The 13,505-nt window shown below is 44.7% G+C and carries 10 protein-coding genes and 1 pseudogene; all 11 read left to right on the top strand.

Going from position 1 to position 13,505, the window contains the following annotated elements:
* Nucleotides 1-1,325, top strand: a pseudogene (locus tag PLE34_RS01155) (hypothetical protein); the annotation flags it as partial.
* A 161-nt stretch (nt 1,326-1,486) separates the two neighbouring features.
* A complete protein-coding gene (locus PLE34_RS01160; RefSeq protein ID WP_324553291.1) occupies nt 1,487-2,134 on the top strand; it encodes a T9SS type A sorting domain-containing protein in 648 nt (215 codons plus the stop codon).
* 20 nt (nt 2,135-2,154) lie between these two features.
* Nucleotides 2,155-2,853, top strand: a complete 699-nt coding sequence (locus tag PLE34_RS01165; RefSeq protein WP_324553294.1) for an SCO family protein — start codon at nt 2,155-2,157, stop codon at nt 2,851-2,853.
* 30 nt (nt 2,854-2,883) lie between these two features.
* Nucleotides 2,884-3,480, top strand: a complete 597-nt coding sequence (locus PLE34_RS01170) for a DUF420 domain-containing protein (RefSeq protein ID WP_324553297.1) — start codon at nt 2,884-2,886, stop codon at nt 3,478-3,480.
* Between the two features lie 221 nt (nt 3,481-3,701).
* Nucleotides 3,702-4,148, top strand: a complete 447-nt coding sequence (locus PLE34_RS01175; RefSeq protein ID WP_324553299.1) for a hypothetical protein — start codon at nt 3,702-3,704, stop codon at nt 4,146-4,148.
* 115 nt (nt 4,149-4,263) lie between these two features.
* Nucleotides 4,264-5,355, top strand: coding sequence for an efflux RND transporter periplasmic adaptor subunit (locus tag PLE34_RS01180; protein ID WP_324553302.1), 1,092 nt, complete (start codon nt 4,264-4,266; stop codon nt 5,353-5,355).
* A 148-nt stretch (nt 5,356-5,503) separates the two neighbouring features.
* Nucleotides 5,504-8,677 (top strand): efflux RND transporter permease subunit, encoded by a 3,174-nt coding sequence (locus tag PLE34_RS01185; RefSeq protein WP_324553304.1) that lies wholly within the window; start codon nt 5,504-5,506, stop codon nt 8,675-8,677.
* A gap of 79 nt (nt 8,678-8,756) precedes the next feature.
* Nucleotides 8,757-10,211 (top strand): TolC family protein, encoded by a 1,455-nt coding sequence (locus PLE34_RS01190; protein ID WP_324553306.1) that lies wholly within the window; start codon nt 8,757-8,759, stop codon nt 10,209-10,211.
* Between the two features lie 473 nt (nt 10,212-10,684).
* Nucleotides 10,685-11,977, top strand: a complete 1,293-nt coding sequence (locus tag PLE34_RS01195; protein ID WP_324553308.1) for a sensor histidine kinase — start codon at nt 10,685-10,687, stop codon at nt 11,975-11,977.
* A gap of 11 nt (nt 11,978-11,988) precedes the next feature.
* Complete coding sequence (locus PLE34_RS01200; protein ID WP_324553310.1) at nt 11,989-12,684, top strand: response regulator transcription factor; 696 nt, start codon at nt 11,989-11,991, stop codon at nt 12,682-12,684.
* Entirely contained in the window at nt 12,681-13,460 is a 780-nt protein-coding gene (locus PLE34_RS01205) for a ThuA domain-containing protein (RefSeq protein ID WP_324553313.1), read from the top strand. The genes PLE34_RS01200 and PLE34_RS01205 overlap by 4 nt, the downstream gene beginning before the upstream one ends.
* The last annotated feature ends 45 nt before the right edge of the window (nt 13,461-13,505 follow it).

The following is a 13,505-nucleotide window of genomic DNA, read 5'->3' on the forward strand; positions in this document are numbered from 1 at the left end:
TCAGCTTTACCCAAATGACATTGGAGGAAAAAGCGGCTTTTTACGACAGGCAGGTAAGACTCAGGCATATACGATATGGTTTGTATTGTGATGTGGCCAACTTAGAGAACGGCGATCTTTCCTCCGTAACATTAAGGCCACGCGACAGCGACAATCTCTGGACTGCCATGTACCTCGGCAGCCAGTTGTTCAGGTACCTCGTTACGCATGAAGCGGAGGCTAAGCAAAATTGCATCGAATCTTTTGAGGCGATGGAAAGACTGTACACGATACATTCCATCCCCGGTTTTTTTGCCCGATCCTTTGAACGGCGGGGTATCATGTCTTTTAAAAATGAGCACCGCCCATACCTGCAGCACTACTGGTACCCCGGTTACCAGAACACCATTAGCTGGCGACATGCCGCTGATGCGGAGTGGGACTGGAAAGGTGCGGCCAGCAGTGATCAAACCGTTGGACAAATGTTTGCACTCACCCTGCTTGCCCAATACATGGATGATGAAGGAATAAGAAAAAGAGCCATACAATTAATGGATGGGCTGATGTCGCATATTATTGACCATAAGCTCCGGCTGGTTGATTATGATGGCAGGGCTACACTATGGGGGATCTGGCACCCGGAATATGTAAACCGTTTCCCGGAAATGGTGGGCGACAGAAAGTTATATTCTTCCAATATTGTAGCTTTTCTGCAAACCGCATGGCATTTTACGGGGAAAGAAAAATATAAACAGGTTGCGGAGGATTTGCTGTACCAGCACGGTTATCTCCAAAATTTAACGCGCCCCTTTGCTGCTATTGGAAAGGCCCCGCCTGAAGCGGACGCATGGAGCCAAGCCCTGTCGGGAGAATGGAACCATTCGGATGATGAAATGTACTTCCTGGCTTACTGGGGTTTGTATCCTTATGCACTGAACGACTCGCTGAAAGAACAATACCGAAACGCCATACGGGATCACTACGAAATAAAAAAAACCGACAGGAATGCCCTCTGGAATTTTTGCTACGCCCTTACAGGCGCCGGCGATTTTAATTTGAAGGAAAGCGTCTGGCATTTAAAAGAAATGCCGTTAGATATGATTGAATGGACGATGCACAACAGCTATCGCGCAGACATTACTTATATAGAAGAAAACTTCAGGGGTCAAACCACTACCGAAGTGCTGCCTCCCGATGAACGGCCGGAACAGAAACACAACCGGAATCTTTTTACATTAGACGCGCAAAATAAAGGGCATAGCGAACAGGGCGCCGGCGATACTTACTTATTGCCTTACTGGATGGGCCGCTACCTGGGCGTGATCAGTGCACCGGATAAGCCGTAAAAGAACGAAGGGGAAGGAGCCTAACGTTCACCCATAACCGTTTTAATAAAACTTTATATATTCTTTTATACCACCGGCACAATTTTCGCGTTTTCCTCACTCCCCGTTCAGTTGTTAAGCAATTGAATGATTTTTAAGTATTAAACCCGAATGATGTTTGTATGAGCCGCCTGGTCCGGAATATATGCCTTTTGCTTTTGCCTGGTGCGTTTTGCCTGTTGGCCGGCACTTCCGGATTAAGCCAGACAAGCCCGGCTACGCTGCATTTCAGGTCATTTGAGGCGGGTATCTTTAATAAAAACGCTATTCAGTTAAAATGGGTAATAGCAGGTGAAACATCAGACAGCATTCATTTTATCGTGGAACGCTCTGCCGACGGCATCCTTTTTCAGCCGCTGTATAAAACCATGGTTTTGCCGGAGCCCGGCACTGCCCATTACCAGTATACAGACCACTTTGCTTTAACAGACAGCGCTTTTTACCGGGTAGCGGGATTCAGTGAAAAAGGGGTGGGACCTGTTTCGGAGGTTCGTAAAATTCAATTCCCCGGCAAATCCAAAACCGAAGTGATCATTATGCCTAACCCTGTTTTTAACAATGCCGCTTTAATTATAAATGATGAAAGCCTGGGTGATATTTCCTGCATTTTATATGACATGACCGGGAAAAATATACGCACCTACCAGATCAGGAAAACCACCGCCTACCTGCAGCAGATATTGGATATGTATAGTGTACCCAGGGGAGAATATATTTTAAGCATCCGCGGCGCTTCTATCAGCGAGTCCAAAAGAATTCTAAAGCAATAGAAGGCTTATCTTTGCCCGATATGATGAGCAAGAAGTCTTTATTGGCCGTTATACTCGCAGGCCTGCTTCCCTTAACCTGTTATTTTTTGCTGAAATATTTTACAGCGGAAGCCGTTGTAATGCCCAAACGCTATTTTTACGATACCGTGCAAAACAATACCTCTTACGGCAAAACAACATCTGATACCGTTTGGCATAAAGTAAGAGATTTTACCCTTACCAACCAGTTCGGGAGGCAGGTTTCCCTCAGCGACCTGGAAGGAAAAATTATAGTAGCGGATTTCTTTTTTACTTCATGTCCCATCGTTTGCCCTACCCTTACCCGCAATATGAAACGTTTGCAGGATGCTTTCAGCAAAACAGATACTATCGTCAGGTTTCTCTCTTTCAGTGTAGACCCCCAAAGAGACTCGGCCGAGCGGTTAAAAAAATACGCAGACAAATATGGCATCAATCATGATACCTGGTGGATGCTCACCGGCGACAAGGATGAAATTTACGATATTGCCAAAAAGGAATTCAAAGCCAATGTTGCCGATACCAAAGTAGATACTAATTTCATACACACCGAATATTTTTTCATCCTCGATAAAGACAGGGTAGTGCGTGGATGGTATAACGGTATGGACAGCATTCACCTCAACAAATTAGCCAGCGACGTGGTGCTGCTGATGCTGGAAAAAGATAAAAAGAAAAAGCGAAGGTTTTTCGGAAGCTAAGTGCTTCTTAAAAATCATAAAACAAAAGAGATGGCAACAGAAAACCTGCTTCCGCCCCTTATAAAAAAGAATGATAAGCTGGCCCGTTTGCTGATAAGCATTGTTTCCATCCTGATATTTATAGCTATAGTATTGCTGGGTCGTATAAAAATTGAAGCCAGCCTGGGATTTGATGTGCATGTATTTGCAATGATTAATGCGATAATCAATTCCTTTGTATCGCTTTTATTAGTTGCCGGCCTGGTTGCCGTAAAGCGCCGGAATTATGTGCTGCACAAAAAAATAATGATCAGCGCCATTATGCTATCCGTGCTGTTCCTGGTTTCTTATATCTGCCATCACCTTTTTGCAGGCGAAACAAGGTTTGGCGATATCAATCATGATGGGCTGGTAACCGATGCCGAAAAAGCGGCAGGAGGAACATTAAGAATATTTTACTACATTATTTTAGCCACGCATATCCCGCTTGCAGGAATTATTCTTCCGTTCATTTTATTTACCGCCTACCGGGGGCTAACAGCGGAATTTCCACGGCATAAGAAATTAGCCCGCATTACCTGGCCTATTTGGCTGTATGTTTCCATAACCGGGGTGCTGGTATATATATTAATAAGACCTTATTATTGATGTAATATCCTATATATAATAACTCCTCTTACAGTATCCTCTATATAGATTGACTTAAATCAATTTTTAAATTTTTTCAATAATTTTAACGCTTTACCCCATCCGTTTTTTCTATTGGGTTTTATCTTTGGCCTCATTAGCTTTCAACCTTAAAATAACTTAATTATATCTCAACGGGTGTGCATTAAATATACCCATCCCGGCAAACTATTTTCCCTGTCATGATTCAACATTTAAGAAAGCATAAGAGAACCATAGCATACTTCCTGCTGCTCGGCTTTTTGAATATCATGACCTTCCTGCCTGTAAGCCTTATGGAAGACAGTTCCGCCAACATGGATTACCCGGTTTTCAAAAGCGGGGAATGGACTGCGATGTATGAACAGGAGGATAACGCGCCTGCTACTATACTTGAGCTGCTGCTGGAAGATATTGCTGGGCTGAAAGACAGGCTTCCTGATCATGAAAAGCCCGGCTTCAATGCGCATTTCTTTAATTCCAAGAACAGGGTAAGCGTTTGCTTTTTCCAGAGCTTCATTATACCACCGGCTATCCCGGAAGTTCAGCCCATGCTCATTGCAAAACATGACTTCCCGGAGGCTTCTCACGCGAGTAAGCTACCCCATCTGCAACATCATAATTTCATCTTCCGGCTTACTCCTTTTTGAGGTTGTAAATTCTTTCATGCATTCAATGAATGCTATTTGCTATTTCACAATTCTCATTTGAAATCCGATCAGCTGGTCGGGTTCATGTCATTCATTTTAATTACAACCCCAAAGGATGAAAAATATAAGGTATATCGTTGCCGGCATTATTATGGCAGGATGCTCGGTGAAAGGAAATGTTCAGGATAATAAAGACCTGCCCCAATTACCCGTTTTAGAAGTATCGCTTAAAGATACCTCCTTACATCAGGATTATGTAACCAGCATTGAAGCTGTAAAAAATGTAGAAATCCGTACCAGGGTACAGGGATTTCTGAATAAGATATTTGTAGATGAAGGACAGGTGGTGAAAAAAGGACAACCTCTTTTCCAGTTGGATGAAAATGAATTTGTAATTGCCCTCTCAAAGGCAAAGGCGAATGTAAGCAATGCCATGGCCGAAGCAAGAACAGCCGAAGTAGAACTGCTGAGGGTAAAAGGTTTGCTGGCGAAAAAGATCGTATCTCCTACCGAAAAGGATATGGCAGAGGCCAAACACAAAGCGGCAAACGCTAAGGTGGAGGAAGCTTTGGCTGCTCAAAAGAAAGCAGAAACCAGTCTTTCCTATACATTTATACGCTCCCCGTTTGATGGCATCATTAACCGTATTCCGTTTAAAGCCGGTAGCGTACTTGATGCCGGCGCCCTGCTCACCACTATTTCAGACAACCATGAAGTATACACTTACTTTAATGTTTCGGAAAATGAATACCTCAATTACCGGAAAACCGCAACGGAAGACAGGAATAATAATATCAACCTGCTGCTTGCCGATGGAACGGTATATCCCTACTCCGGAAAAATTGAAACAGTGGAAGGTGAATTTGATGAAAGCACAGGATCTATCGCGTTCAGGGCAAGGTTTCCCAATCCTTCCAGGCTGCTCAAGCATGGCGCGTCGGGTAAGGTAAGGCTTACAACAAACGCCGGTGACGCTTTGATCATCCCCCAAAAAGCTGTATTTGAAATACAGGATAAATATTACGTGTTCGTTGTTAACGCCGACAATACGGTAAAAATGAAAACCGTGGTGCCGCAGGCAAGAATAGCGCAATCGTATATTATCAAAGAGGGGCTGAGCAAGGGAGATAAAATTGTATACGAGGGTGTACAGAATATCCGCGAAGGCACCCACATACAACCTATTCTTATACAAAGGCAATTATAACAACCCCAGCTTGTATAGTGGCAATGATGCTTCATGCGCACCCTGGCTGCAGATGCCCGGCTATGCAGGTAAAGCGCTTGCTTTTATATTACCTGTTGATACATGAAACAAAACATTTAAAAACCTACCTGTTACAACAACCGTTTTTATGATAGAAACTTTTATCAGGCGACCCGTATTGTCGCTGGTTATTTCATTGATCATTACTTTACTGGGTGTGCTGGCACTGTTTACCCTGCCCATTACACAATTCCCGGATATTGTGCCGCCCTCAGTAACCGTAACGGCAAGATATACGGGCGCCAACGCCCAGGTAAGTGCCGATGCGGTTGCTACACCGCTCGAAAGGGCAATTAACGGGGTGCCTGGGATGACCTATATGAATACGGTAACCAGCAACAACGGAGTAACCCTCATCACTATTTCTTTTAAAGTAGGCACAGATCCCGACCTGGCTGCCGTAAATGTGCAGAACAGGGTAACTACCGTGCTGGATGAGCTGCCCGAAGAAGTGATAAAAGCCGGTGTGGTAACGGAAAAAGAGGTGAACAGTATGCTACTTTACCTCAATATCGTGAGTGAAGATACCGCCATGGACGAGCAGTTCATTTTTAACTTCACCGACATTAATGTGCTGAAAGAACTGAAGCGTATTGATGGTGTGGGCTTCGCCGAAATAATGGGCGCAAAGGACTATGCCATGAGGGTTTGGCTGAAGCCCGACCGGATGCTGGCGTATAACGTGTCGGCAGATGAAGTGATTGCGGCCCTGCGCAGCCAGAATGTAGAAGCCGCTCCCGGCAAAACGGGCGAGGGCTCAGGCAAGCAATCTAATGCAGTGGAATATGTGTTACGCTATACGGGCAAGTTTTCGGAACCCGAAGAATATAAAAATATCGTGTTACGCGCAAATGAAGATGGCTCGGTACTCCGGCTAAAGGATGTAGCCGGGGTAGAATTTGGCGCGCTCAGCTACAGCATGGTTTCCAAAACAGACGGTAAGCCTTCGGCATCTATTATGATTAAACAGCGGCCGGGGTCTAACGCAAGAGAGGTAATCAGTAATATTAAAACACGTATGGCGGAACTGAAGGAATCTTCTTTTGTGCCCGGCATGGATTACAATTTCGCGTACGATGTATCGCGCTTTCTTGATGCTTCCATCAGTGAAGTATTAAAAACATTACTGGAAGCTTTTGTACTGGTATTTATCGTGGTTTTCCTGTTCCTGCAGGATTTTCGATCTACCCTTATTCCCGCGCTGGCCGTGCCGGTAGCGCTTATAGGTACCCTGGCTTTTATGCTGGCGCTGGGCTTTTCCATTAACCTGCTCACGCTTTTCGCACTGGTGCTTGCCATTGGTATTGTGGTAGACAATGCCATTGTGGTGGTGGAGGCCGTGCATGTGAAGATGACGGAAGATCACATGGGAGCAATGGATGCCACTATTGCCGCCATGAAAGAGATCACCGGCGCTATTTTGGCCATTACACTGGTCATGTCGGCCGTGTTTATACCGGTAGCGTTTCTGTCCGGACCCGCAGGCGTTTTTTACAGGCAGTTTTCCTTAACCCTGGCCATTTCCATTGTAATATCGGGCATTAATGCTTTAACGCTTACCCCCGCGCTCTGCGCTCTTATGCTGCGGCATCCCGCGCCGGGAAAAAAGAAAAGCCTGGCGCAGCGGTTTTTTACGGGTTTCAACAAAACGTATAACAGCACACAAGGTAAATACCAGCACTTAATAAAACGCCTGGCCGGTAAAAAAGCAGTTACTATGGGCCTGCTGGTCATTTTCTTTGTGGCTACATGGGGCACCAGTGCCGTGCTGCCATCGGGCTTCATTCCTACGGAAGACCAGGGTGTGATTTATGTAAATGTTACTACACCTGCAGGCTCTACGGTTGAACGTACCGGTAAAGTGCTGGATGAAGTACAGGAGGCAGCACAAAACTTAGATGCCGTTGATAATATTTCAACCCTGGCGGGTTACAGCCTCGTTACCGAAGTATCCGGCGCCTCTTACGGTATGGCTATGATTAATATGAAAAGCTGGGACAAAAGAGCGGAATCCGTAAACGAGCTGATTGAAATACTGCAGCAAAAAACGAAACACATTGCCGATGCGAGTATTGAGTTCTTGCCACCGCCAACTGTTCCGGGTTTTGGTAACTCAAGCGGGTTTGAGTTCCGGCTTTTAGATAAAACCGGCAGCGAAGATTTGCAGCAAACACAAAAAGTGGCCAATGATGTAATTGCCGCCGCAATGAAGTCGGGCGCGGTAAGCAACGCGTTCACGGGCTTCAATCCCAACTTTCCCCAGTACATGATTCATGTAGATCAGGATATGGCCGCAAAAAAAGGCGTCACCATTGAAAATGCCATGAACACCCTGCAAACGCTGCTGGGGAGTTATTACGCCACCAATTTTATACGGTTTGGCCAAATGTACAAGGTAATGGTACAGGCCTATCCTCAGTATCGCTCCGGCCCAGAAGACATACTTAACCTGTACCTTAAAAATAAAGATAATGAAATGGTTCCCTTTTCCACTTTCATAAAAATGGAAAGGGTATTTGGACCGGAACAGTTAACCCGGTATAATATGTATACTTCTGCACTCATTAATGGAGACGCGGCACAGGGTAAAAGCAGTGGCGATGCCATTAAAGCGGTAGAGGCCGCTGCCAAAGAAGTACTGCCGAGAGGATTTGATTATGAATGGTCGGGTATGACCAGGGAACAAATCCTGTCGGGTAACCAGGCCCTCTACATTTTTATTATTTGCTTAGTGTTTGTATACCTCATCCTGGCTGCACAATACGAAAGCTTCCTGCTGCCGCTGCCTGTTATTCTTTCGCTGCCCGCGGGAATTTTCGGGTCTTTTCTGTCATTGAAGCTGGCAGGACTGGAAAACAATATTTATGCACAGGTAGCGCTGGTAATGCTCATCGGGTTACTGGGTAAGAATGCTATTCTTATTGTGGAGTTTGCCATCCAGCGAAAAAAACTGGGCTCTTCCATATTAGAAGCAGCTATAGCCGGAGCTACCTCCAGGCTACGGCCTATTTTAATGACCTCCTTTGCTTTTATTGCCGGGCTTATCCCGCTTTGTATTGCAACCGGTGCAGGAGCGCTGGGCAACCGGTCTATCGGCACCGCGGCCGCTGGTGGCATGCTTACGGGAACCCTGTTAGGCATTATACTGATACCGGGGCTGTACGTTGCTTTCGCAGGTATTGAGGAAAAATTTGGGTTGAAAAAGAAAATAAAACTAAAAGTGCAGGCTATGAAGTTTAAGGTAACACCGGAAAAAGAATAACCTACAGGTTTGCAGTACGGCTGCTTCTGTAGGCAGACCGTACTGCTTTTATCTAAAAAATTTAATTACATATCATTTTATGAAAAAAATCAGCGCTGTTCTGTATCCCCGGCTTTGCGCATATGCTTTTTTGTTAGTATCTATACCGGCCTGTGTAACCCAGCAGCCCGCGGTGCAATACCCAATGCCTGATGTACCCGGCAGCTACAGCAACCATGCCGATAGCTCCAGCTTAAGCAGTCTTACCCGTGAACAGTTTTTCCGCGATGCCGTACTTCTCGGGCTTATTGATACAGCTATTAAAAACAACCTTACGCTCAAAACCACGGTGGAAAAAATTATGATAGCGAGAGCCCACCTGCTTGTGCAGAAAGGGTTAAGGCTTCCTTCCCTGAACGGTTTTGCTTCGGGCGCAGTAGATAAATACGGCAAATACACTATGACGGGCGTAGGCAATTTTGATACCAACCTTTCCCAGAATATTACCGAGGATCAAAAAGTAACAGACCCGCCCCGTGATTTTTTCCTGGGGTTAAAAAGCTCATGGGAAATTGACCTCTGGGGAAAGCTGAAAGCGAAGAAAAGATCTGCCTACAATACGCTGCTGGCTTCCGAAAAAGGAAGGCACTGGGTTACCACCCAACTGGTAACGCAGGTGGCCTCTTACTATTATGAACTGCTGGCTTTAGACAACAGGCTGGAGATCATCCGCAGGAACATAACATTACAGGAAAGAGCGGTTGAAATAGTAGAGGCACAAATGGAAGGCGGACGTGCCAACGCGCTGGCCGTTCAGCAATTCAGCGCTCATTTAATACACACGCTCAGTCTTGAGCAGGAAACCCGGTTAGCCATTATTCAACTCGAAAATGAAATGAATGTGCTCCTGGGCCGTTTTGCACAAACGCCTATCCCCAGGGGCCTGCCCATACGGCAGCAACAAACGCCGGAAGTGATAGCTTCCGGGATACCCGCAGATTTATTAACAAGACGGCCCGATATACAGCAGGCGGCGCTGGAGCTGGCAGCAAGCAAAGCCGATGTAACAGCCGCACGGAAAGCTTTTTTGCCCTCGGTTACCCTTACTCCTTACCTGGCGCTGAATGCTTTTAAGCTGCCTTTATTATTCAACGGCAGCTCCATTGCCTATGGATTACTGGGAGGAATTACACAACCCCTGTTTAACCAGCACCAGCTGAAAGCCGGTTTTGCCGTTGCCAATGCCGAACAACGCATTGCATTTTATAACTACCGGCAAAGCATTTTACACGGTTACGAGGAAGTATTGAGTAATTTAAAAGGAATTGAACATTACATGAAAATTGTTGAGCTGAACCAGTCTGAAGTGGGCATGTTAACCGATGCTGTTAGTACATCAACCGAATTGTACCTGAACGGGTATGCCAGTTACCTGGAAGTGATAACCGCACAAAAAGGCGTACTGGAAGCTGAATTAAAACACACTGCTTCACAAAAGGAATTGCTGACCGTTGTGCTGGACCTGTACCGCTCCCTGGGAGGCGGCTGGGAATAAGTAAATAAACGCAGTGTAGCAGCCGGTCATTTTATTTTTAACTTTGAAAATTAAAGAACCGGTGGTAATGCATATTACAGGAAGAATACAACAATCAGCCAATTACAGAAAAGGTTCATTTCAGAATTTTTCGCAAACACCTGTGTTCAGAATGATGTACCGCCTATAAACCTGCGGGCAAAATGTTTACTTCCCGTACATTGGGGAAAATTTTCCCTGGTCAATCATCCATGGAATAAGCCTGTTACCCTGGCTGTAAAAAAAGCTGCCGGATTAAACGTACCTATTACTACACCAATGATGAGCGAAACTGTGATTATTAATAATGCTGAAATTGAATTTTTTTTCCGGGAATTATACCCTGTCATACAGGAGCAGGCATACCTTGTAAAACAGAAGGGAAGCGGGTTAACGGTGGCTTAACAATAAAAAAAGCAGCCTGAAGCATTATTTAAATAATTAAAAACATATTTGTGCCTACTAATTCCTCCAACCGTTTTGGTATGCGTTCCGCCACCTTAAAATGGATAGTGCTAACAGGCGCCGTTGTTATCGGCTTAATTATAGCCATGCAGCTATACTGGCTAAACCATATCTACAAATTAGAGCAAAAGCAGTTTGATACCAACGTAGTAAAATGTGTTCGCGGCCTTTTTGAAGACATGAACTTATCCGATAGCCCCGGCAGTCATTTGCAGCAAATGATAACCCTGCGGCCTTCATCCAACACCTTCGTTATAAGCATCAGCAACTTACCGCATGAAGATACGCTTGCATTTTATCTTACCCATGAGCTCATGGACTTTGACATTTTAACCGAATGCAATGTAGCCCTGTACGACAAAACAAAAGGGTACTATATTTTCCAGCAAAATATTGCTTCCCCGGCATCAGCATCGGGGGTTGCACCTGTATCGCCGGCGGTATATTCTACAAACTACCATTATATTCTTCTCCATTTTCCCGACAGAAGCGGGTATATCTTATCGCAAATGAATTTATGGATTATCGGCAGTATTGTTTTGGTGCTGGTATTGATTGGTCTTGCCATTAGCCTGTTTTATTTTTACAAGCAAAAGTTCCTGATCGAAATACAAAAAGATTTTGTTAATAACTTTACCCATGAATTTAAAACGCCACTGTCGGTAATGAAAATTGCTTCGGAAGTACTGTCGCAGCCCGGCATAGCCAAACAGCCCGAACGCATGGAGAAGTACACAACCATCATCACGCACGAAACGGAGCACCTGCAAAACCAGGTGGAGCGGTTATTAAAAATGGCGGTATCTGAGCAACATGTGCTTCGCGTAGAGATGGAACCCATCCCGGTAAAAGCGCTTATTGAGCAGGCAATATCCAAATTGCAGCCTCTTGTGGAAGCAAGAGGCGCAAAAATTGAAATTAAAATTGAAGCGGATGAGGTGGCTGTAACAGCCGATAAAACGCACCTTGAGCTGGCTATTGTTAATCTCATTGAAAATGGCATCAAATATTCCGGCACACCTTTAATTATTATTGAAGCCGGCAAGTGTGGCACAGACAATTTTATATCGGTAAAAGACAATGGCGTGGGCATTGATAAAAGATTCTTTAAGCATATATTTAAGAAGTTCTACCGTGTGCCTACGGGAGATGTGCATAATGTAAAAGGGTTTGGCTTAGGCCTGAATTTTGTTAAAAAGATCGTGGATGCCCATAATGGGAAAATTGTTGTAAACAGTGTGCCCGGTATTGGTACGGAATTTAAAATCATTTTACCCGGATAATTTTTTACACCATGCAATCTGTTAAAGCCAATGTATTACTTGCTGAAGATGATCTGTCGTTAGGCTACGTTATTAAAGATAACCTTGAACAGGAAGGATACCAGGTGCTGCTCTGCGCCGATGGGGAACAGGCGCTGCAATACTTTCAGAAAGACGAATTCGACATTTGCCTCTTAGATGTGATGATGCCGGTTAAAGACGGCTTTAGCGTAGCCAAAAAGATCCGGCAGAAAAGCGACCTGATCCCTATTTTATTTATTACAGCCAAATCTATGGAGGAAGATAAACTGAAAGGCTTTACCAGCGGTGCGGATGATTATATTACCAAGCCGTTCAGCATGAAAGAACTGCTGATGCGGATGGAGGTTTTTTTACGCAGGACAAAAAAATTATTTTCAGACCAGACCCTTGAATTTGAGCTCGGTAAAATGCATTTCTCCTATACCGATCTTAAAATTTACAATGGTGAAGAGACTTCCAATTTAACGCAGAAAGAGGCAGACCTGCTGAAGTTTTTATGTGAACACCCCAACCATATTTTAAAAAGAGATGAAGTATTGCTGAATGTATGGGGAAAGGATGATTATTTCCTTGGCAGGAGCATGGATGTTTTTATCACCAAGCTGCGTAAGCATTTTAAAAACGACCCCTCGGTTAACCTCGAAACCATACACGGTGTGGGGTTCCGGTTTAATGTACCGGCATGAAAAAAATATTTCTTGTAGCGGTTTCAGGTTTATTAATAATAAGTACAGCATCTGCACAGCAAAAAGCTACGGCAGTTCATACGCTGCAATCGTTCAGGATACTGGCTCTTTTCGAAAACGGCGGGCATCACCTTGCATTTACAGATGCCGCGCGGCCCTGGTTAGATTCACTCGCCGTTAGGTATAACTTTTCTATAGATTATATCCATTCAACCGATACGATCAGCAATGCCGTACTCAGCAGTTACCAGCTTTTTCTTCAACTTGATTATCCACCCTATGGTTGGACGGAACAGGCCCAACAGGCATTTATTCAATATATAGAGCAGGGCAGGGGTGGATGGATCGGGCTGCATCATGCAAGCCTCCTTGGCAATTTTGACGGGTATAATATGTGGTCATGGTTTTATGATTTCATGGGTAGCATACAATTTAAAGACTATATACCCGCATTTGCCAGTGCGCAGGTGCATATTGAGGACACTTCACACCCCTGTGTAAAAGGACTTCCGGAAAACTTTAGTATAGAAAAAGAAGAATGGTATACTTACGATAAAAGCCCACGGTCCAACGTGCATGTTATTGCATCGGTTGATGAAAAAAGTTATGCGCCCGGTTCACCTGTAAAAATGGGCGATCACCCGGTAATATGGACGAACGACCACTACCCGGCCAGGAATATTTATATCTTCATGGGCCATTCCCCCGGTCTCTTCCAAAACGAAGCGTTTACCCTTCTTTTCCGAAATGCCATTTTATGGGCCTCGCAAAAATAAGCTGCACGGTGGTATACACCTATTTCCCGGCTCATCACCACGCTA

Origin of the sequence: Agriterribacter sp., assembly GCF_035445465.1 — a bacterium.
Taxonomy (GTDB): domain Bacteria; phylum Bacteroidota; class Bacteroidia; order Chitinophagales; family Chitinophagaceae; genus Agriterribacter.